This window comes from Treponema socranskii subsp. socranskii VPI DR56BR1116 = ATCC 35536 (assembly GCF_000468115.1).
GTDB lineage: Bacteria > Spirochaetota > Spirochaetia > Treponematales > Treponemataceae > Treponema_D > Treponema_D socranskii.
This window is the reverse complement of record NZ_AVQI01000067.1, coordinates 96932-119260: the sequence shown is the minus strand read 5'-3', so window position 1 is coordinate 119260 and position 22329 is coordinate 96932. Positions and strand designations below refer to the sequence as shown.

Genomic DNA, 22329 nt, shown 5'->3' with positions numbered 1-22329 from the left:
AACCCGTATATGTCAATCGTTTAACATATTAAAATCACCACGTCGTTCGGCAATCGCCGCCCTCACGGTACGCGCGCTCAAGGGACGCGGAATTCGACACTCGTTTTCGCCGCGCCGGAGCACGCGACAGACTGTTGATCATCGTCGCTCAAAAGCGCTTCCAGTATATTCTTTATCGGGCTCGCTTTTATGCTCAACACAAACCGTATTCATACGCTCTAAAGCCCACGAAAGGTTTACCGCCGCCGGACGCGAAGAGCGCAAATAATCTTTAACCGATTTAAGAGTTATTCGAAAATTAAAATCGGCGGCACGCTCAAAATCAGAAAAACGACTTCCCTGCTTTAATAAATTTCGGAAACACTTGATATTTTAATAATTTAAATCGCTAAAATATCGTTTTCGAAAAATGCAATCGCGTCTCTGAAATCGTCTTCGTTCGGCCTGCCCTTATTCAATCCGCCGATAAGCTTAAAAGGACCGTAGGTATCGAAACCTTTGCAGGAAAATATACCCAAGCAGATTTTGCCGCTTTTCTCCGTTTTAGCCCGAAGTGCATTTTCATACCCTGACCTGCCCGCTCCCGACGTATAGATAAAAAACAATTTTTTTACATCGCTTTTAATCGCCTGTTCGAGCACGGCCGAAACGGACGGAGAAAACTTTCCGTAATAAATTCCCGATGCAAATCCCAGTACGTCATAGCGGGAAAAAATTTCGGGAGTGCAATCGGCCGCTTTAACAAGAGCCGTATCCGCATATTTTTCTTTGATTTTCAAAAGCAGCTTTTCCGTATTTCCCTTGTGCGGAGAATCGTACACAATGCAAATTTCATTCATAATTCAAACCTCCTATTTTTCCCGTATATAACCGTATTCGTCAGGATATACGGCCGAGAGCGGACTTTCCAAAACGACCTCGCCGTCACGCAATCGCTTTTTTGCAAGTTTACGGTAGTCGAAAACGATCGCATCGCTTGCGCAGTTGTAAAAACACTCCCCGCACAGAATACAATTTTTTTGATTTTTCACCGACACGATACCGTCCGTAAAAACAAAATTATTGACGGGACACACCTCTATACATCTTTTACATACGCGGCACTTTTCGTATACGATCGACACGGTTTTGAATTTCGCATGAATTCTTTCCTGTGAAAGTATTTTTAATATAAAACGCATGGGCATTTTAGTATATGCAAAAGATGCACTGCCGTCCCGTATCGATTTCGGGTCGGCACACAGATCGACGACTTTGCTTACGGCGTCGTCTATTACACAACGCTCCGTCTCGCCCGGCCGGTCTTCCAATATCTTTGTGCGAAAACTTCTGCTCAGCGTATGAAACGAAGCGATTTTTATGCCCAAAACCGGCACGTATTTTTTTCGTTTCAATGCGCGTCCCATCTCTTCCAACGCGACAAACGAATGCGCTCCTCCGTAGCTTATAAACGGCACGGCAATCTTTGATCTTCTTTCGTCCGGAGGCGGGAGCATCGCGATCGTACGCAATACCGTGTGTTCCGCGTGACCGGCATATACCGGAGCGCCGACAAAAAGAGCGTCGAACTCGCCCGCTTTCGCCGCGAGATTTTCGCTTCCGACCGGAGAGAACAACAGAGTATCGTCTTTTGTCAAGTTGACGATGTCGGTTTCGCCTCCCCTCGCTTCAATACTTTTTTCAATCATCCGTGCGGCGGCGAGCGTATGTCCCGCAGGACTGAATACGATTACGACGGCTTTCATACGATATCCTCCGTTGTATCGAAATCGGGTATGTTTTCGTTTACCAATTCCGCTAAGCGTGCTATCGCCGAAAATTCTTTTTTCGAAAGCGAACTTAAATACGCCGTAATTTTTTTATTAAAACCGTCGTGGAATTTTTCGTGGTTTTTATACGCACGCACTCCTTCTTTTGTCAATGTAATATAGACGGCTTTTTTATTCCCCTCTTTTTTATATTTTCGTATCAATTTTTTTTTCAGCAATTTATCGGAAACCTGCGTTACCGCACCGTTTGTAATGCCGAGTTTTTCCGAAAGCTCAGATGCGCTGTATCCGTCCGACAAACCTATCGCTGCGATAAAATGTATTTCACTCTGATAAAGCAGGTGAGCGGTGCCGAAGCGCTTCGGTTTTTTATCGTTGGCATTGATCCGGTATTGAATCTTTGCCGTAAGCTCCATAAAGCTTTGTATGTCGTGCATCGTGCCGTCCGTTTTTATGACCTTCCGTCAGTATATTTTAGCCGCTAAAACAAATATACACCCGCCGCAGCCTTTTGTCAATATAGTTTAGCAACTAAAACAAATACGCCGATTTGAAATATCTTTTTAAAGATTCTCCCGTTTTAGAGACCGTTCAGAGATTTACGTTACGACGATTTCTTTTACAAGGTTTTTTAAATCGGTTATATGTTTTTACGACACTTGACATAAAAAATAAAATTATGCTATAGTATAAAAATCACGGGGGCGTAGCGAAGCTGGTTATCGCGCTGGCCTGTCACGCCGGAGACCACGGGTTCGAGCCCCGTCGCTCCCGTAACAAGGGCTGTTTCAAAAGTCGGTTACTTTTTCGACAGCCTATCGAGTTTAAAATTAAGTCTGTGTATTGTAATGATTTAATTTTAAACATCGCACCTAAAATCAAGGAAGCTGTTCAAAAACTGAAGTTTTTGAACAGCCCTATTTTTTTCACGCCGGAATAACCGACGAACGGGCAATAGCGCAGTTGGTAGCGCGCTTGGTTCGGGACCAAGAGGTCGGCGGTTCAAATCCGCCTTGCCCGACTGCTGATTCCTTATTTTTACGACTATGATAACCTGCCGATATAAAAGATTGACACGAGCTTCTTTAGTCGGTACTATTATCGATATTCATACGCAAATACTATAAGCAAAAAATATTGCGCGAATCAGGAGATATGATAAAAAGCGGCGTCTGAAATATCGCCGTCGTTCTTTATCTCGAGTTTGCGCGGATATTTGCAAAAGATTTGTATACGTACAAAAGTTTTTACGGGAGGGTTTATGAACAACAGCCGGTGGGGACTTCTGCTGAAAAATATTGCAGCCGTTATATGCGTATCGCTTTTAGCGGGCTGTATGAATCAAAAAACCGATTCCGTTTCGGCGGATATCGACTTTTGGTCGTTTCCCAACTTTACTTCGGAAACGGGAGTTCAAGGCGATTTTGAAAAAGAGCTTATTGCGGCTTTCGAAAAAGAAAATCCATCGATCAACGTGCGCTTTACATCGCTCAGTTATGCCGACGGTGCGGATAAAATCGAACAGGCGATCTCTTCCGGCAAAGCTCCCGATATCGTATACGACGCACCCGGCCGCATCATCGCATGGGCGGACAAAGGTTTGCTCGAACCGCTCGATGACGTACTCGCAACGGAAAAACCGTATATCATGACGGGTATGCTTGCGGTTTCCGCAGGTAAAGATTTGCGCACCTATATGTATCCGATGCATGCGGGTCCTTTTGCGATGGCGTTCAACAAAGAGATGCTTAACGACTTGGGGCTTCTTTCGCTTTTGCCGTACACGCGGCGCGACCGCCAGTGGACTGTCGCAGAGTATGAAAATCTTTTGCGTGCGCTCAAAGCGAAACTGCCGAAAGGCAAAACACCCGGCGTATTCTACTATAAAACGCAGGGCGGTGATCAGGGCACTCGTGCATTTTTAGTTAATCTCTTCGGTAACGTATCGCTTTTGAACAACGATTATTCGCGCTATACGTTCAACACGCCGCAAGCGGTAAGGAATGTAGCGTGGACGATGAATGCGATAAAAGAAGGCTTGCTGCTTGACGGCGCTAATCTCACGTCGAACGACGTCATCGGCATGTTCGCGGCATCCGACGCTGCCCACACGATCCTCTATTCACCGCAGCTGAACAAAATGTATGACGGAAAGCGCAAATACCGCGGCAGAGATTTTACACCGATTTATATGCCTTTCCCCAACGATTCGGGCGCTCCGTCCCTCGAATTCATCGTCGGCGGCGCCTGTATTTTCAATAACAAAAAACAAAATAAAATACAGGCTGCAAAAAAATTTTTGCACTTTATGGCAACGGATGAAGTATGGGCGCCCAAGCTCGTAGATGCAACCGGCGGTTTTCCCGTGACGTCGAAAATCGACATCGAAACCGATGATCCCGAAATCTTGTATAATTCGGTGCTGCAGAAATTCTTCGGTCAGTACTATAACAATATCACGGGCTTTGCGGATATGCGCGGCTATTGGAATACGGCGCTGAAAAATGCCGCATCCGGAAAGAATATACAGGGCGTGCTGAATAATTTTGTTAAAAATTCCGACGAGTCGCTCGCTAAATAAATCCGAGGAAGATATAAAAGAACCGCTTAAATTGCGCGGCTCTTTTAACTTCGAGTTTTCTTTCGAAAACTCGCTCATATATTATATGTGCGCGAACGCGCACGGCTGCGGCATTTTCGAAAATTGATATTTTCTGCAATGCAGCATTTCAAGGAAGGGGTATGAAATACGTTTTTTCAGACGGAAAAAAGCATAAAATATTTTCGATAAAAAATAAAATGATAACGGCGTTTGCGTTTTTTTCTCTTTCGATCGTGCTCATTTCGTGTATCGTATCGATAACGCTCGCCTCTTTTTCCCTCGTACGCAATACGCGATACTTTCTCAACGAACTGGTATTCAGCTCTTCAAAAGCGCTCGACGAACGCTCAAAGGCGATGTTCGAAAAATTGGAAGCGTTTTCGAATATCCCCGATATCCAAGAGGATACACTGTCGTACCGGGCCAAAATAGAATTATTAAAAAATGAAATTCAACTGCAGCGTCAGCGCGGCTGGCTCAATTTCGGTATCGGCGGAAAAAACGGCATTCTCTACCGCACCGACAATAAAACCGAAAACGTTTCGCGGGAAGACTGGTTTCAACGAGCGATGACGGGTAAGTACGCCATCACGGAGCCGGTTTTTTCCGCTACGGAACGGATGTACGTGTCCACGATCGCGATTCCCTTGCGCGATCTTCAGGGTAAGATTACCGGCGTTATCAGCGCAACGCTTTTGGGCGGTTCACTGTCGAATCTCGTAAGCGATATGACGGTCGGAAAAACGGGAGCCGCATATCTGATCAGTCCCGACGGCATCGTACTCGGAACCCGTCAGCCGGAAATACTGTATAAAAATATCTTTACCGAAGTATTCGAAAGCGAAAGCAAAGAATTTCAAGGTTTTCTGCGGAACGCGTTGAGTTCGGGAAAATCGAAAGTGAGTATTTCAAAAATAAATAATACGCGGTATATTGCGGCAACATCTTCCATGCGCTACTCCGGTTGGACGCTGCTGCTCATGGCGCCCGTTTCGGAATTCGTCGCAGAAAATATAACGACGCTTATCCGAACATTTATCCTCATCGCCGCATTGCAGCTCGTCGTCGCAATTATCATCGGATTTTTTATCGCGCGCCGTATCGTCAAACCGCTCAATTTGATGATCGACGCGCTGCACAATATTTCGCAAGGCGAAGGCGATCTCACCATCAAACTGCCGGTCGTCGGCAAAGACGAAACGGGTATTCTGTCGACTTACTTTAACGAAACGATCTCAAAACTGCGGAATGCGATCAAAAACGTCAGTACCGGTTCATTCGAAATGAAAACCGTCGGATCCGATCTCGAAAGCAATATGGTATCCGTAAGCGAATTCGTAAAAGCGATTACGGACAGCATCGACGAACTGCGGGGGCATTTTACGGAACAGGAAAAAAGCGTTTCGGAAACCGCATCCGCAATCGAAGAAGTTATCAAAGCGATCCGCGCATTGCACGAAGACATCGACCGGCAGCTGAGCGTTGTTCAAAACTCGACGTCGTCGCTCGACGGTATAACGAAGTTCGTAAGCTCCGTCGAAGAAAACATAAAGGATGCACAGGACACCATGCAAAACCTCGCTTCGGCGACGGACTCCGGGCGCGAAACGCTGACGCAGGCGAACAACATATCACAGCGAATCTCCGAAGCGTCGGGCAGTTTGATCGAAGCGAGCGCCGTCATTCAGAACATCGCAAACCAGACAAATCTTTTGGCGATGAACGCCGCCATCGAAGCGGCGCACGCAGGCAAAGCGGGAAAGGGCTTCGCCGTCGTCGCTTCGGAAATCAGAAAGCTCGCGGAAAGCTCGAGTGCACAAGGTAAAAAAATCACAACGACGCTCAAAAACATCATCGATGAAATCGAACTGCTCGCATCGTCCGCATCGGGTGCGGTCGAAAAATTCAATTATATTTCAAACTATTCGAACGAAGTGCACAACGCGATCGAAAGCGTCGTCAAAGTGATGGACAAGCAGGAAGAAAACAGCACGAATATCCGCGATATGATAAAAAATATCGGTACGACGACAAGCGGCGTAAAATACAATTCCGCCGAAATGCTCGCGAGCAGCGAAAATATTTTGACGCAGGCGACGCAGCTTGACGAACTCACCCGCGTTTTACGGAAGACGATGGATTCGATCGAGTCGCAAGTCGATCTTATCAATTCCGCAACACAGGAATCGCTGGAAATCGCGGGAAAAAACAAAGAGTCCATTGACGGGCTCGTCACCGAAGTCGGTAAATTCAAAACCCAGACGACGGACATTTAAGCGTTTCGGTCATTCGATTTTTTATCGAATGATTGAAACTGTTTTGAACGATGCGCTGCCCGCGGATGAACTGTCGCGCAAGTTCGACGCACAATGCGGGCCGCACGCAGGATTTATGTTTCAAGCCAGCTTTTCAACACGCGGGCGACGGTATCGGGTTCCGTTTTTGCCATACGCGCAATATCGGCCGGACTACGGACGGAATCTCCCTGCCCCTTAGGCTTTTGCGGTGCAACAAAGATTCCCTTTGCCGTACCGTAGTCGATCGCTTCCTGCAAAACGGAAAGCTCGCGCAACACCTGCCGTTCGTCACGGGGATTATACCGGCCGAGCATTCGAATCGCGGAAGTAAGCGAGCGCCGCTCTCGGTCGGACAGATGCAAATGCCGAAAAACGGCTTCGCCCGCATCGATTCCCAACTCTCCGAACAAAATCGCCGCTTTTTGAATTCCGGGTATATACGGATATGCAGTCTTTATAAAATCGCTCATGTACGTCCTCGAAAATCCTATACCGATACTGTATCGAAAATCGTAAAAAAAAGATAGTACATTTTTTTGTTTTATATTATACTTGAACGGACTCCTTGTGTATCACTAAGATTTATGACAGGGGGAGAGAATTCCTGTGATATTCACGTATGTCGTCGCTTATTTTTCCGTCACCGTCATCTGCTTTGCCATTGCCGTAGTCATCGGAACAAAACTTACTCGCGATGTCGGAAGCGAATCGGAAATGCGCGCCTTTAAAGGCGTCATCTCGGGATACGCTGTTTTTTTAATAACGAACGGCGTTTGGGTATGGTGCAATTACGGCTACCTTCCCGCTGTATGGGGTTATCCGCTCAGCAGCATGAATATAATCGCACTGAGTTTGTGCGCATTCTTTTGGTTTCAATACGCGGAATTGAAATTGCACTCCCCCCTATGGCAGTCGAAAGTATTCCGCTGCCTGTACCCCGTGCCGATGTGCATCATCGTCCTGCTCTCTCTTTCGTCTCCGTTTACGGGATGGCTCTTTTACTACAGTGCCGCAGGTAATTATGTCCACGGCCCGCTCTACGACATTCAGCTGGTGCTCGATATTTTCTATCTTGCATTCGCATCCGTTCATGCCGCCGTCGCTTCGAAGCGGATAAAAAACGCTGCAAAGAAAAAAGAATACTTTATGCTCATCGCGTTTTTGTTTTGTCCGTTCATCGCCGGCGGCATCGATGCTATAATCCCGGACTTGCCTATTTTGGAAATGGCGATGCTGTTTGCGATCTTTATCGTCTTTGCAAACCTCCAAGAATCGCAGATTTACAGCGATGCGCTCACCGGATTAAACAACAGGCGGCTCGCCGACGAGTGGCTTTTGAATAGGCTTCCGTCGGTTTCCGCGCTTCGCCCGCTTTACTTTTTCATAACCGATATAAACAGTTTCAAACATATCAACGATACGTACGGACATTTGGAAGGCGATAACGCAATCAAAACCGTCGCCGAAACATTTCAGGACATCGGACGGCTGTATCACAGTTTTATCGCGCGCTGGGGAGGCGACGAATTTATCATAATCGCCGAAGCGCAGCACATTCCGGATCCGGAATCGTTCATGCAAACCATCCGAAATATGATCGCGGAAAAATCGCAAGAAAGAGCTCTTCCCTACGCGCTGACGCTCAGCATCGGATATACAAAGTGTACGACAGCCGACGAGCATCCGGCATCTCTCATAGGCAGAGCCGACGATATGTTGTATCGAGATAAAAATACGTATTACCGTACGCGAAAGCAATCCAGACGCCGAACAAAAGCCGACGGCATATCCGACATCCGACGATAATATTTGACACATTCGGCGATACTTTCGGACAATCGGCGCATAACAATCGGCGCATAAATTGACACTCCGTCCTTATCGTGATAAAATTATACAATTTTCTATTTTACACGAATTGGTATAAGGATTCTATCATGAAAAAGGGCTTTTACACCGCCGGCTTGATTATCGTTTTGGCCGTATCGGCTTTTGCGTTTATCCTCGCTCCCGCCATGGTCGGACGAGGCAATCGGGACACGCTCCCGCCATTCGGATCCTACGACGGCAAAAAAATAAAATACGAACAGGGTTCCGATTTTGCCGACTACGTTTCGAAATATGCGGATCTTTTTCAAAGACAGGGCAGACAGCTCGACCCGCAGTCTAATTATTATATTTTTAATTATGCGTTCAACGCGGTCGTTCAAAAAATGGCATATACGCAGGCGGTAGCAGAGAGCGGTTATGTCGTACCGCAAAGCGCCGTAAACCGTGAAATGCTTCCGGACTTTTTTGAAAACGGCAAATACTCGCAGCGAAAATACAGAGAAACCCCCGCATCCGAAATCGAACGGAGACAAAAGGAAATCCGCGAAGAACTTACGATGCGCCGCTACACCGACGACGTATTCGGTTCTTCCGAACAGTTTGCGGGTACGGCGCTGTACGGATTAAAATCGTCTGAAAACGAAATCGCTTTTTTTGAAAATTTCGGCACCGAAAAACGGGGATTCGATATGGTATCCTTCAGCACCGACGATTATCCCGACAGCGAAAAAGAAGCATACGGGCGTGCAAACGCGCAGAAATTTATTAAATACGATATGTCGATCATCACGTGCGGCGAAAAATCGAAAGCGGAAACCGTAGCGAAGCGCCTTAAAAATAACGAAATCACATTTGCGGACGCGGTAAACGAATATTCGACGAAAAATTACAGCGATGCGAACGGAAAATTAACAAATTCATATCGATATGAAATCGAACGCATCATAAAAAATTCCGACGACGTCGAAAAAGTCGTTTCCCTTGCAAAAGATGCGACGAGTGCCGTCATCGAAACGAATATCGGCTTTTCCGTGTTTCACGCGGACGGCAGCGCTTCCGATCCCGATTTTACAAATGAACAAACCGTAAAGGATGTGTGGAGCTATCTGCGCTCGAATGAAGCGGGGCGCATCGAAGATTATTATACGGATATAGCAAAGAATTTTGCAGCGGAAGCCGCAAGCAGCGGATTCGAGGAAGCGGCAAAAAAAATCGACGCAGCGAACACGGCGATCGCTCCTTTCCCGCTCAACTACGGAAGCGTTTCGTTTGCCAATTCCGTGGATACGAGCATTCAAGGGCTTTCGGGAGCCGACACGAACAAAAACTTTTTGCAGACGGCATTTTCCTTAAAGTCCAATGAAATCTCATCGCCTATCGTCAACGGGAAAAACGTGCTCGTGCTGCAGTATACGAACGAAGTAAAAGACGAGCCGTCGGAAAACGCGGCTTCGCTTGCAGGACAGATTGCGAGCAGCGACGAATCGTCGGCTTCTTCGCACCTCATGGCGAGTCCGAAACTGAAAAACGATCTCTTTACGGTATACTTCAATTATTTTATGAATGCGTCGAACAACTGACAGCGATGTTCGCAATTTTATTTTACGAAAAATGAAAACGGTCTTCATTACCGGAGTATCCGGAACGATGGGGGCGGAAGCTTTGACGCAAATCGCGCGGACGGGAAAATTCCTGTGCCGCGTTCTTTTACGTCCAAAAAAAGCGAATATACGCTTGGCAAAAAAGCTTCAAAAAAACAAACTCATTGAAGTCATATTAGGCGACATACAAAATTACGGCGATTGTCTTACCGCCGTAAAAGGCGCCGACTATGTGCTTCACTGTGCGGCGATCATTCCGCCTGCTGCCGATCACAACCCCGACGAAACGTTCCGCACCAACCGTCTCGGCACCGAAAATCTGCTTAAAGCCGTAGCTGCGAGCGGCCAAATCCAAAAGACAAAATTCGTTTACATCGGCACGGTTGCCGAATACGGAAACAGAACGTTCAAACACCCGTGGGGACGTGTCGGAGACCCGCTCATGCCGAGCGCATTCGACGTGTACGCTGCAAGCAAGATAAAAGCCGAACGCGCGGTTATCGATTCTCCTTTGTGCTGGGTGTCACTGCGGCAAAGCGGCATTTTATACGACCGCGTGCTTTTTAATAATATGCACGACGGGCTGATGTTCCATACGTGCTGGAATACGCCTATCGAATGGGCAACAGCAAAAACTTCCGGCTTGCTTTTGAAAAATCTTGTCGAAAAAGATTCGGATGGAACGCTCGGCGCCGATTTTTGGAAAAAAGTATACAACATCGGAAACGGAAAGGCTTCCCGAGTTACGGGTTTTGAAACACTCGACCGCGGCTTTAAGATGATGGGACGAAGCTGCACCGAAATTTTTAAGCCCGAATGGAACGCAACGCGCAACTTTCACTGTATGTGGTTTTCCGATTCGCACGTATTGAACGAATACCTCGATTTTCAGCACGAAAGTTTTGAAGAATTCTTTTCACGACTCGAAAAAAAATTATGGTATTTTAAATTGGGAAAGCCCTTTCCGCGTTTCGTACGACGTTTTGCGATAATGCCGCTTTTGCGCACGAACAATGCGCCTGCCTTTTGGGTTTCGCACAATCTTACAAAACGGATCAACGCTTTTTTCGGTTCGCTCGAAGCGTACCGCGCGCTTCCGCGCAGCTGGGAAAAATTTCCTTTATTGTGCAAAAATCAAAATCAGGAAACGGGCGCTTTTTTGGATTACGAAAAATTAAAGGATGAATCTTTAATCGAACAAAACGGTTTGCTTTTAAATCACGGCTACGATGAAACGAAAAAGACCGAAGAGCTCGATATTGAAGATGTAAAACAGGCGGCATCTTTCCGCGGCGGAAAGTGCGTAAGCAAAACGATGACGAAGGGCGATATGTACAGCCATTTGCAATGGCAGTGCCATAACGGCCACCGCTTTACGGCAAGCCCGTACTTGGTTCTAAAAACGGGACATTGGTGCCCCGAATGCTGCAGCGCTCCGCCGTGGAATTTCGGCGAACTTGCAAAGCACATTCCGTTTTATGCACAGCTTCGGTATGACGATCACGGTGAGAATGAAACCGAATCCTATTCGGCCGAAGACGGCCGCGACATATTGGCCTACGAAAAATAAAAGCGTACCCAAAACAATCGCCGTCGTCGACAAAGGGTGAGTCGTATTCCCTGCTGTAAATCAATATAAAAACGGAATTATGCGCTTGGGCTTATATCGCGCCGTTTCGTCAGGAAAGATTTCGGCATATTTTTTATAAATCGCATCGGCTCTCGGCACCAAATTGCACGCAGTCCAAAACACAAATAAAAAGCCCGGAAGCGACCACGTCAAAACGGCAAAGCCGAGCCATTCCACGAGTTCGCCGAAATAGTTTGCGCTCGTAATATAGCGGTACATTCCACGGGACGGATAATAATGCTTACTGTCGCCGGCCGGACGCAGAGAGCGGATATAGGCGTCGGAGCGTATATTGATAAACATGCCCGCAAAAAATAAAATCGTCCCGACAATAAAACGCGGATCGAAAAGCCAGCTGCGCTCGTACATTTCGGCAGGAGAAAAATAAAAAATCCACAAGCCGATTAAAAGCGCGTTTATGGTGTTGAAGATCATGCCCATAAGCACGATTGTAAGCGGCATTTTGCTTTTACCTTTTAATAAAAACGGAAAAACAAAGGTACGCTGTATATAGTGAGCGATAAAAAAAAACGCCAGCAGTACGCGTACCGGCCTGTGTTCATAGTTGAGCGCGCAAAGCAAATAGATCATAACGATGAGTGTCGGACACTCCATAAGTATCCATGCGATTTTATTGTTAAAAGCGAATCCCCATTTTTTATCGATGAGCTTTCCGTATCCTGCGGGAATAAAATACAAAGCGAAAAAACAAATCAATCCTGTGACAAACATAATTATTTCGACGGCACAATACAAGAAATACGACATACGCGCAGTATCGGCGTTTTTTTTATTTTAATCAAGCCGTATTTACATAAATACGATGTCTTGTTCTAAAATAAAAAATGTCATACAATCCGATATATAAAATCCGAGGGGGTATGTTGATTAAAAACGGAGAAGCGGTGATCGAAAATGATGACGGAAATCCCCGACCGGTGCGGACGGAAGGCGGCCTTTCCGTTTTGTATAAGGGCAGATACCTCTATTCAAAATACGCGCCTGAAAAAGCGGTCAGGAGCGCAGTTCTGTCGAAATCCCTTGCACCGGGCACCCTCGTGCTCGCCTGTTCCCCCGTCCTGTGTTTATGCCTTGCCGAATTGTGCACCTCGCTTCCCGAAAATTGTTTTGTACTCGGCTGCGAATTCGACGCGGCGCTGTACGATTTTTCGATAAAACACATCCCGCTCGGGCTTGCCCGTTTTGCGATGCTTTCGCCGGACGAATTGCCGAATCTCCCGTTTATGCTTACAAAGCGCCGCGCCGAAACAAAAGGCGGAACGCCTCTTCCCCCTGCAGGAACCTTCCGCCGCATTTTACGCGCGGACTTTTCGGCAGGCACGCAGTTTTTTCCGCAGCACTACGCGGCGCTTACGGAAGCTGCGGAAAATGCCGTAGCGCGTTTTTGGAAAAACCGCGTCACGCTCATCAAATTCGGACGCCGCTTTTCAAAAAATCTTTTCCGCAATCTCGCACATTTAAGCCGCTCAGTCCCGATCGAGCGCGTTGCGCAGTCGGTCGAAAAACCGATCGTCGTTTTCGGTGCGGGCGAAAGCATGGAAAAAACCGCGCGAAGCATTCGAAACGTGCAAAACGCGTTTTATATCGTCGCAGCCGATGCCGCCCTTGCCCCGCTTTTCCGTCTCGGCATCGAGCCGGACGCCGTCGTGTGCGAAGAAGCGCAGTCGGTCATCGCACCGTTTTTTTTAGGCGCAAACGGAAAGCGCTTTCGCGTATTTGCAGGCATTACGTCGTGGCCGAAACTTTTCGACCTGTGCGGCGCCGATATCTGCTATTTTTCACCGCACTATGACGACACGGTCTTTTTCGATTCTCTTGCCGCAAGGAACATTATCCCTCCCGTTATGCCGCCCCTCGGTTCGGTGGGACTCACCGCGACAAAGATAGCGCTTATGCTTCGAAAAACCGAACAGGTTCCCGTCTTCGTTACGGGACTCGATTTTTCATACCGCGCAGGTACGACGCACGCGCGCGGAGCGGAAGCTCATACGTCGCGCCTTGCGTCGAGTTTCAAAACCGCGCCTGCGGCAAATTACGATGCGGCATTCACTTCCTTCATGCAAAAAATTATCGGAAAAGACGGTACCCCGTTTTTTACTTCTCCAGCCCTCTTCTCGTACGCCCAAACCTTCCGCGCTTATTTTTCCCAATCGCCGAATCTCTTCGATGCGGGAACGACGGGCATCGACTTGGGAATCCCGAAAAAGGATGCGGACGAATTGATTCGGGAAAGCGATAATACGGCCGGTACGGAAACGGATATCGTTCGAAAGGATGCGGACGGGAAAGCGGCACATGCGGAAAAAACCATTGCCGAAGGGACGGCGTTCTCAGAACGAAAAGCGCTCTCCGTCCGTGATTTTTATGAAGAAGAAGAGCGCTCTCTCAAACGCTTAAAAAATATTTTATCGTCGGGGCAAAATATGAGCGAAAATGAGCGCAGCGCCGAAATCGAAAAGCTGCTTCTCTCCCGTGAATACCTGTACCTGCATTTTCCCGACGGCTTAAAAGCTTCTCTCGACCTGTCGTTTTTAAAGCGCGTCAGAGCGGAAATCGATTTTTTTATTAAAGACATTGCAGTCGGAAAATCGATTTTGGAAAAAAATTAAAAGAGCGCGGGTAACTGCGTTTCCGGCAATATCCGAAACCGAAAAGCGCGCGTTATCATCGTCCTACATCAGGCGATGTAGAAAGCTGCATTATATTACAAGATTTAATTTTTCACACAATGCGTCTTGTAATGTTTTACTAAAATTGACTCCCGCTTTTTCCGCCTGAATATTAAGCCATGCCGGAATTGTCAATGTCTTTTTTATTGCCTTTTCATTTACTTTAAATTCGCCGCATACAAAAGACATAAAACTTTTTTTATCCGTTTTAATTTTATTTGCGGCCGACGCCTTAGGCAAGGTATCGACCGTATAATCGTCTTGTAAAAAAAGCTCCATCGCTTCAACCGCGTTTGCATACGTTTCGGCTTCCGTATCGCCCTGCGTAGAACATCCGGGCAAATCGGGAAACTCAACCCAGAAACCGCCGTCTTCACTATGAAAAATTGCAGGATATATAACTTTCATTTTTTTGCCTCCAGTTCGGTTCGTTTCAGAATAGCCGCTAAAAGGCCGGTTTTCATATCTTTGCCGTGCACGGGAATTATCTCGATTTTTCCGTTTTTCGTGATTTTATGATGACTGTCTTTCACCGACACTAATTCCCAGCCGTCTTTTAATAATAATTTTAAAAGGTCTTTGTCTTTCACGTTTATAATTACAATACGTGTAATACGTATTGTCAATAAAGTGTATACGTTTTATCAAAGTCTGAAGATGAAGCGGCGTTCAGCTTCTTCTCAAATCGTCATTCACCCTATTATTTTTCTTCACCTTCTTTGAGAACGGCGAGAAAGGCCGACTGCGGGATCGCGACGTTTCCGACCATCTTCATGCGCTTTTTTCCTTCTTTTTGTTTTTCGAGGAGCTTACGCTTCCGCGTGATGTCGCCGCCGTAACACTTTGCGAGTACGTCTTTGCGGACGGGGCTCACCGTTTCCCGCGCGATGATCTGTCCGCCGATGGCGCCTTGGATCGCGATCTTAAATTGTTCGCGGCTTATCTCGCCTTTGAGCCGTTCGCATACGCTCCGCGCGCGCTCGGTTGCGTTTCCTTCAAAGGTCAGCTGGGAAAGCGCATCGACTGGTTTGCCGTTTACCAAAAAATCGACTTTGGCAAGCTTTGTCGGCCGGTAGCCGATGAGTTCGTAATCGAAAGAAGCGTAGCCGCGGCTGTAGCTTTTGAGTTTGTCGTAAAAATCGAAGAGCACTTCGGCAAGCGGCATTTCGTAAACGAGCTCGACTCTCTTTTCATCGAGATACATCATATTCGTCTGCTCGCCCCGTTTTTGTTTGCACAGTTCCATGAGAGAGCCGAGGTACTGAGAAGGCGTGATGATCGACGCTTTGATGTACGGCTCTTCGGCTTCTCTGATGCGGCCTGAAGGATACTCCGAGGGATTATCGATGTACGTTTCTTTGCCGTCGGTCAAAACGAGTTTGTAGCGAACCGAAGGGGCGGTAAAGATAACCGACTGATCGTAATCGCGCTCGAGCCGCTCCTGTACGACTTCGAGATGCAGCAGCCCCAAAAAGCCGCAGCGGAAGCCGTTTCCGAGCGCGAGCGAATTATCCTTTTCGTAAATCAAACTCGCATCGTTAAGCTTTAATTTTTCGAGCGCGTTTTTCAACTCTTCGTATTCGTTCGAATCCATCGGATAGATGGAAGAGTAGACGACGGGCTTTACGTCTTTAAAACCGGGCATCGCTTTTTCGACGGGATCGGCCGCATTCGTAATCGTGTCTCCGACGCGCACGTCGCTTACGGTTTTTATCCCCGCGATGATATAGCCGACGTCGCCCGCTTCGAGGCAATCGGTTTCTTCAAAATCGATTTTAAATATGCCGACCTGTTCGACTTTGTAATCGGCGGAACCCGCCATCATGCGGATCACATCGTCCTTTTTTACCCTTCCGTCGATGATGCGCACGTGGACGACGACGCCGCGGTATTCGTTGTAATTGCAGTCGAAAATGAGCGCACAGAGTTTTCCGTCGGGCGATCCCTTGGGCGGCGGAAGGCGGGCGACAATCGCTTCCCTAAGTTCGTCGACTCCGACGCCGGTCTTTGCCGACACGAGGACGGCTTCATCTCCGTCGAGACCGAGCTCTTTGGTGATCTGCGCTTTCGTTCCTTCGACGTCGGCCGACGCCAAATCGATTTTATTGATGACCGGAATGATCACGAGATCGTGTTCGACCGCCATATACATATTGCTCACCGTCTGCGATTCGACACCCTGCGTCGCATCGATCAACAGCAGGGCGCCTTCGCACGAAGCGATGGCGCGGGACACTTCATAGGAAAAATCGACGTGGCCGGGCGTATCGACGAAATTGAGTTCGTAATCGACTCCGTCTTTTGCCGTATACGGAATCGTCACCGCTTGACTTTTTATCGTAATGCCTCTCTCCCGTTCGATATCCATCGTATCGAGGAGCTGGTCTTTCATCTTCCGCTCGTCGATGATTTTTCCCTTTTGAATGAGGCGGTCGGAAAGTGTCGACTTTCCATGGTCGATATGAGCCGTAATGCAAAAATTGCGTTTGTAGTTTAAATCCATAGCCGTATCCGAAATTGTTAAAAATAATAAGGACTGTCGAGAGGAGCCGTCAATCCCATCGCGATGTCGAGAAAACCTTTTTTCCTTCTGCGCGTATACAACGAAACGTGCACGGCATCGTTATCGTCCGCAAATACGACACGCGAAACGCTCACCGGATCGTTTTCCGAAAAACCCGATTCGTCGGCGATGCCGCCTTTGAGTACGTCGACGACGGTATACGAGCGGTGATTTACGGTCGAAGAAGAAGCGAGCTTCATGCCGAAAATCGGAACGAACGAACCAGAAATCAAATCGCTTTTGTATATTTCGTAGCCCGGGTTGTCGGGACGGGGCGCAAGATAGACGTATTTTTCGCCCGAAGCATCTCCGCGCACGTACGTGCATTTTACAATCGTATCGGGGATATGCGAGCGGAGGATATCCTGCATCGCTTCGATCGAATCGACCGTTTTTCCGCCGGCAGACGTGACGACGTCCCCTGCAGCGAATTCCGCACGGTACATGCTGCCGCCGGGCATAAGGTATTGCACTTCAAGCCCGATATTCTGTTTGCCGTCGTTCGTCTTTTTCGTGTGCCCGTACGCGCACATCCACGGATGTTCGCGTTTTCCGCCGCGGAAGAGCATCGGCAAATCCTGCCGCAGATATTCGACGGGAATCGCAAAGTTCAAGCCCTGGTACTGTACGATGCCCGCGAACACGATCGCCTGCACGCGCATTTGAGCATCTATGAGGGGACCGCCGGAATTCCCCGAGTTCACCGCGGCGTCTATTTGAAAAACGCTTCCCGTCGTAAAGAGCTTTCGCTCGACGTTCGACACGATGCCCTGCGTAAGCGTGCCGCCGAGTCCGAGCGGAGTACCGATCGCGGACACTCTGTCGCCGATTCCCAATTCCGCGCTTGAACCGAGGGCAAAAACGAAGGGCGCATCCACTTCCGCTTTCAGCAGCGCCAGGTCGAGCACCGCATCGTAGCCGACGACTTTTGCGGGAATGCGCGTGTCGGGGTCGGAAGCGAGCTTGATGTAGAGGCGCGAATACTTTTCGTTTTTCGGATTTACCGTATCTTCGATGACGTGATGGTTCGTCACGATATAGCCATTTTTGGAGATAAAAAAACCCGAACCGATAACGCGGTCGGCGTATCCCGCTCCGTCTTTGATCGATATACCGCGGTCGATCCACACTGTCACCGTCGCATCGATGCAGTCGGCGATCGTCTTCGGAAGACAGCGCTCATCGACCGAAAGACCGGGAACGCCGGATGCACACAATGCACTCAATTCATTTTCGCTCAAGTCTTGGCGCAAAACGGATGCCGCACCGACTGCGGAAAGCGAGCGGTAATATTTCAAAGCGGATAGATAGTCTTTTGTCCCTATCGCTTCGTCGTATTTTTGAGCGACCGCCGTCCGGCACAGAGAAACCACATCGGCATCTCCGAGAAGCTCGGCATGCCAGAGCGCGTTTACCGGCTCCGTTTTAACAAGGTCGGCGATGCGTTTTTTTTCGTTTTCGTACACGTCTTTTTCCGTGTAGTTCAAGCGCTCATAAACCGATTTCGGCTCGCCGAGCGATTTACACGACAAAACCGCAAACGATAAAACGACGACGACTGAAATATATTTTATTAATTTTATTACACGCATGAAAACCTCAATTACCCCGCACTCCGTTTTGCACTTCGCTTACGGCTCCCGCATTTCCCGTTTCGCCCGCCGTTTGAGAAGTCTGAGCCGCTTTCGGAAGGTCTCCCGTCGTTTCGGAGGAAATCTCTTTCGGAACATCCGGCACGAGGGCGGCATAGGTCACGCCTCCGATACGGACTGCAAGCATAAGGCGCGAAGCACCTTGAACGGGTGTCACTTTTCCCTCTTCGGAAACGGATGCAAGCGCGGAGACGGCACGCGCTTCGTCTTCGACCGTTCCGGCTTCTCCTATCCTATACAAAGAAGCGCGCTTTCCTTTTCGGACATTATAATCGATACCGCCCGAAACGACTTTTACCGGCACACCGTTTTCGCTTCCGACAACGACGAGACGTCTTTCGGGAAAGAGATAAAACGAAGCCTTTTCAACCGTCGCTTTTCCGGCCTTTTGCGCCATACGCTCGTAGCGCACGTCCCATAAACCGTCGCCGTCGGTATCCCACGAAACGGTTTTCGCACCGTCGGCGGCATATTCTTCGATAAAATCCGCGGAAGCGTCTCCGTCTCTGTCGATTCGAATCGCTTTGATATAGACGCCTTCGTCTTTCGGAGAGCCGAGTATGTTTTTCGAAACGCGAAGACGCTCTTCAGAAGAAAGGTGCATCGCGTTTTCGGTATCTCTTCCGAAAACTTCGACGGTTTCGAAAACACCGTCGCCGTCGTGGTCGACGGAACGCGTTTTCGGAAAACCGTTTTCAAAGACCGCTCTCGCATACGCTTTGCCGCCCGCATAATAATCGGCCGTCTGCATTTTTCCGTCGAGCACGCTGAATGAGATAGTCGCCCCTTCCCGCTCGGTCGACGGCACGTCATACTTCGACGCGGCGAGCAAAAGCGATGAGCTGTCGGACAGCGGAACATCGTTTTTTACGACGGGAACAAAAAAATCGACCCCGAAATCGTCTTTGAACTCGCGAAGAACATCCATCGAAAAGGGCGACCACAAAAGAGCGCCGTCGGCAAAATCGAATGACGATGTATGATTTTGCGAATCCTGCTCGGTAAACTCGGCTTTTAAAACGGACGGATAATTTCCGTATTCGATTTTGCAGTTCCGCATCGAAAGCGACACGGGAGCGCCGAAATCGCACAGGGCGCTCCATTCGTCAACGCCGTCGGTGTTTTTGTCGTATGAGATCGATGCGGGTCTCCCGCGCTCATAGCGGACGGTAAGGTTCGCTTCCAAATCGCCGTCCGTGTCGACCGTGAGTACGCCACCGTAAGATGCGATGTGTTCGACGAAGATGCGCTTTGCGTTTTCTTCGGTGAGGGCACTTGCAAAGTCTGAAAGTACGCGGAGAGAAATCGTTTTATCGGCGAAATAAAAAAAATACGAAACGGCTTCCTCCTGCGATATAAGACCCGCAGATAAAGCCGCGCGAGCATAGAGCGGATGTCTCATGCCTGCCGCCGCAAAGGCTTGGAGCATACGCTTTTGTGCGTCGCCCGATGCAAAGAGGCACGCATAGATTTCAAGCTCCGCATCGGTACGGTTCCGGCGCCCCATGCGGGCGATGAGCGAATCGGCTATCGACTGAACGATGAGCGGAACATCGTCGCCCTTCATCGCGTATTCGCAGCGAAAAAACAAAAGCGGGAAACGCGTATCGTTTGGATAGATTTTACGCGCACCGTTCACTATGCTCCGCGCTTTATCGATCGTATCCGCACTTCTCATGCGGTAATACGCTTTTAGGCGCACATACTCGGCGTCCGCGGAATAGATAAATGAAGGCTCGTCGAGCACGCTGACGGCTTTTTCGTATGAGCCCGTATCGCACAATAAATCCGCGTACAAAAGCCGAGCTCCGTCGCGGTTATAGCCCGTCCACACTCCTTCGGTAAGCGCCCTTTCTGCAAGCGGGAGGATTTCCGCGCGAGGATGTCCGAGCTTTGCAAGAACGGCCGCTTCGATATAATGCAGGTCGGCGACACTGTCATCGTATGCGAGCCCCATCTTCGCTTGAGCAAGAGCGGCATCCCACGCGGAGTCGGCAAAACAATCTTCGGCGAGTTTTAAAAATCTGACGGCGGTTTTTCTGTTCGCCGCGGCAAGCGCCTTATCTTCGGCAAAAAGAGATGCCGTAAAATTAATAAAAACAATCGATGCAAACACTGCGGCAAGCGCCGTCTTTTTCATAGTTCAAACCTCGATATCGTTTACGATCCAATCGCGCATACCAAATACGCTTCCCCATATACACACGATCTTTTGTTCGGCAGTTGCAAGTTCCTGCACGATCGGGATGCGCTCTCTGTCGCGAGGAAAAACTTTCCAATCCGAGAGGATATCGGATACGGATTTTTCACCGCCTGAAGCCGTTGCAACAGCGTCGCCTGCCTGTCTGCTCCGTATGCAAAACGGAAGCGAAACGCACAGCACGGAGGATTTTCCCGCTTGCCCCTTGCAAAAAACGGACGCGCTTTTTCGGGCACATCGACCTCGTGCATCGCCTTTTTGCACGACACAGAGCAAACCGAAAGGCATTTCATACGTGCCCGTTTTCCGTATTATAGCAGAAAATCCCGTGTCGGTCGCGCCCTTTTGCACTTTTTTTACGGAAATCGATTCGCGCTCTATTTCAACGAAAAGACCCGACGCCTCTTCCGAAAAAACGCCGGAAGAGGCGGCTGCGTTACAGATGCGTTCGACAAAACGGTAGGGCACGCGCACTTCAATTCCGATTTTATTAAAAGCGCGGTATAAAAGCCGCCTTTGAATCGCACGGGACGCGGAAGAAAAATCCGCTCTCGGCATACGCATTCCGTCTCCGTTTTCGCTCCACGGAAAAGACGAGGCGAGCACGCTGAGCGCTTCGTCGTCGTCTCGCGCTTTTTTCGCTCCGGTTAAAACGGCGCTTTTCCATCCGGGAATAAGGGCGTCGAGAACGGGAACGAGACGACATCTGATTTTATTTCTGAAATACGACGTATCGCCGTTCGTGCCGTCGACACGCCACGGAATACGCTGCAACGTTAAAAACCGTTCAATCTCCCGCCGCGAAATGCCGAGCAGCGGACGGATAAACATACCGCGCGTTTTTTTTATGCCGCCCGCTCCGTCCGCGCCTCCCCCTTCGAAAAAACGCATGAGGAGGGTTTCAAGCTGATCGTCTTCGGTGTGCGCAAGCGCGATAAAGGCGGTTTTTTTTTCTCGCGCGAATTCTTCGAACGCTTTATAGCGAAGATGGCGCGCGGCTTCTTCCAAACCCTTCCCGCGCTTTTCCGCTTCGCCGAACACTTCGCCCGGCAAAAAGGTTTTGCACGTACAGTCGACGGGAAAGCCTTCTTTCAAAAAATCGGCGCACAGCGACTGTACGTAGAGCGCGTCCCCTTCGCTTTCTTTTTCGTCTCTGATATTGTGATTTACCGTAATGACGTGAAGCGCGATATTTTTTTCACGCGCGATGCGGGCAAGAGAAACGAACATAGCGACCGAATCCGCTCCGCCCGATACCGCAGCTCCGAGCGAAATCGGAGCGCTTTGAGATGATGCGGCATCGAATGCGCCCTCTGCCCTCGACGTGCCCGCTTCATGCAAAACCGCCTGAGCTTCAGGCGATGCGCCGTCGAACGCACAGCCCGTACACGAGCACAAAGAGACGCGCACCCGCTCTATAAAATCGTCGATAAAATCATCGTCCGAAGCAATATCGCTTTTCATGCGCTTCGTATTTTAAAACAAAAACGGCCGC

18 protein-coding genes and 2 tRNA genes are annotated in these 22329 nt (G+C 48.8%); 8 read left to right on the top strand and 12 right to left on the bottom strand.

What is annotated here, in order from left to right:
- Positions 1-138: 138 nt before the first annotated feature.
- From HMPREF0860_RS14290 to HMPREF0860_RS09270, 4 genes are read right to left on the bottom strand one after another with little or no spacing between them, the layout of a single operon-like run.
- Positions 139-369, bottom strand: a complete 231-nt coding sequence (locus HMPREF0860_RS14290; protein ID WP_156001961.1) for a hypothetical protein — start codon at positions 367-369, stop codon at positions 139-141.
- Positions 370-380: 11 nt separating this feature from the next.
- Positions 381-839, bottom strand: coding sequence for a flavodoxin family protein (locus HMPREF0860_RS09280; RefSeq protein WP_021329169.1), 459 nt, complete (start codon positions 837-839; stop codon positions 381-383).
- Positions 840-851: 12 nt separating this feature from the next.
- Positions 852-1745: a 4Fe-4S dicluster domain-containing protein gene (locus HMPREF0860_RS09275; RefSeq protein WP_021329167.1), complete on the bottom strand. Its 894-nt coding sequence runs from the start codon at positions 1743-1745 to the stop codon at positions 852-854.
- Entirely contained in the window at positions 1742-2206 is a 465-nt protein-coding gene (locus HMPREF0860_RS09270; protein WP_021329174.1) for a MarR family transcriptional regulator, read from the bottom strand. The genes HMPREF0860_RS09275 and HMPREF0860_RS09270 overlap by 4 nt, the downstream gene beginning before the upstream one ends.
- 263 nt (positions 2207-2469) lie before the next feature.
- Between HMPREF0860_RS09270 and HMPREF0860_RS09265 the strand changes: the two genes are divergently transcribed.
- The 4 genes from HMPREF0860_RS09265 to HMPREF0860_RS09250 all read left to right on the top strand — a co-directional run bounded on the left by HMPREF0860_RS09265 (position 2470) and on the right by HMPREF0860_RS09250 (position 6647).
- Positions 2470-2543: transfer RNA gene (locus HMPREF0860_RS09265), tRNA-Asp, on the top strand.
- A gap of 174 nt (positions 2544-2717) precedes the next feature.
- A tRNA-Pro gene (locus HMPREF0860_RS09260) sits at positions 2718-2790 on the top strand.
- Positions 2791-3030: 240 nt separating this feature from the next.
- On the top strand, positions 3031-4350 hold the full coding sequence (locus HMPREF0860_RS09255; protein WP_021329201.1) for an ABC transporter substrate-binding protein: 1320 nt from the start codon (positions 3031-3033) through the stop codon (positions 4348-4350).
- A 161-nt stretch (positions 4351-4511) separates the two neighbouring features.
- Positions 4512-6647: a methyl-accepting chemotaxis protein gene (locus HMPREF0860_RS09250; RefSeq protein WP_021329155.1), complete on the top strand. Its 2136-nt coding sequence runs from the start codon at positions 4512-4514 to the stop codon at positions 6645-6647.
- A gap of 113 nt (positions 6648-6760) precedes the next feature.
- Here HMPREF0860_RS09250 and HMPREF0860_RS09245 read toward each other — a convergent pair whose 3' ends face one another.
- Positions 6761-7138 (bottom strand): FliG protein, encoded by a 378-nt coding sequence (locus HMPREF0860_RS09245; RefSeq protein WP_021329150.1) that lies wholly within the window; start codon positions 7136-7138, stop codon positions 6761-6763.
- A 136-nt stretch (positions 7139-7274) separates the two neighbouring features.
- Here HMPREF0860_RS09245 and HMPREF0860_RS09240 point away from each other — a divergent pair, with 136 nt between their 5' ends.
- The 3 genes from HMPREF0860_RS09240 to HMPREF0860_RS09230 all read left to right on the top strand — a co-directional run bounded on the left by HMPREF0860_RS09240 (position 7275) and on the right by HMPREF0860_RS09230 (position 11669).
- Positions 7275-8474 (top strand): GGDEF domain-containing protein, encoded by a 1200-nt coding sequence (locus tag HMPREF0860_RS09240; RefSeq protein ID WP_021329199.1) that lies wholly within the window; start codon positions 7275-7277, stop codon positions 8472-8474.
- 131 nt (positions 8475-8605) lie between these two features.
- The gene (locus tag HMPREF0860_RS09235; protein WP_021329215.1) at positions 8606-10078 is read left to right on the top strand and encodes a SurA N-terminal domain-containing protein; all 1473 of its coding nucleotides are present in this window, start codon (positions 8606-8608) and stop codon (positions 10076-10078) included.
- 31 nt (positions 10079-10109) lie between these two features.
- Entirely contained in the window at positions 10110-11669 is a 1560-nt protein-coding gene (locus HMPREF0860_RS09230) for an NAD-dependent epimerase/dehydratase family protein (protein ID WP_038080163.1), read from the top strand.
- A 60-nt stretch (positions 11670-11729) separates the two neighbouring features.
- Here HMPREF0860_RS09230 and HMPREF0860_RS09225 read toward each other — a convergent pair whose 3' ends face one another.
- A complete protein-coding gene (locus tag HMPREF0860_RS09225) occupies positions 11730-12497 on the bottom strand; it encodes a DUF1295 domain-containing protein (RefSeq protein WP_021329102.1) in 768 nt (255 codons plus the stop codon).
- Positions 12498-12610: 113 nt separating this feature from the next.
- Here HMPREF0860_RS09225 and HMPREF0860_RS09220 point away from each other — a divergent pair, with 113 nt between their 5' ends.
- Complete coding sequence (locus tag HMPREF0860_RS09220) at positions 12611-14359, top strand: 6-hydroxymethylpterin diphosphokinase MptE-like protein (protein ID WP_021495691.1); 1749 nt, start codon at positions 12611-12613, stop codon at positions 14357-14359.
- A 90-nt stretch (positions 14360-14449) separates the two neighbouring features.
- On the opposite strand, the gene HMPREF0860_RS09215 is transcribed toward HMPREF0860_RS09220, so the two are convergent.
- The 6 genes from HMPREF0860_RS09215 to tilS form a co-directional block, all read right to left on the bottom strand.
- Complete coding sequence (locus HMPREF0860_RS09215; protein WP_021329186.1) at positions 14450-14827, bottom strand: type II toxin-antitoxin system HicB family antitoxin; 378 nt, start codon at positions 14825-14827, stop codon at positions 14450-14452.
- Positions 14824-15009 carry a type II toxin-antitoxin system HicA family toxin gene (locus HMPREF0860_RS09210; RefSeq protein WP_021329147.1) on the bottom strand — a complete coding sequence of 62 codons (186 nt, stop codon included), beginning with the start codon at positions 15007-15009 and terminating at the stop codon, positions 14824-14826. The genes HMPREF0860_RS09215 and HMPREF0860_RS09210 overlap by 4 nt, the downstream gene beginning before the upstream one ends.
- Positions 15010-15119: 110 nt before the next feature.
- Positions 15120-16922, bottom strand: a complete 1803-nt coding sequence (gene lepA / locus HMPREF0860_RS09205; protein ID WP_021495701.1) for a translation elongation factor 4 — start codon at positions 16920-16922, stop codon at positions 15120-15122.
- Between the two features lie 17 nt (positions 16923-16939).
- Positions 16940-18574: a S1C family serine protease gene (locus HMPREF0860_RS09200; protein ID WP_021329194.1), complete on the bottom strand. Its 1635-nt coding sequence runs from the start codon at positions 18572-18574 to the stop codon at positions 16940-16942.
- Between the two features lie 7 nt (positions 18575-18581).
- Entirely contained in the window at positions 18582-20774 is a 2193-nt protein-coding gene (locus tag HMPREF0860_RS09195; protein WP_021495694.1) for a hypothetical protein, read from the bottom strand.
- A 3-nt stretch (positions 20775-20777) separates the two neighbouring features.
- Positions 20778-22298 carry a tRNA lysidine(34) synthetase TilS gene (gene tilS, locus HMPREF0860_RS09190; RefSeq protein ID WP_021329175.1) on the bottom strand — a complete coding sequence of 507 codons (1521 nt, stop codon included), beginning with the start codon at positions 22296-22298 and terminating at the stop codon, positions 20778-20780.
- Positions 22299-22329: the final 31 nt, after the last annotated feature.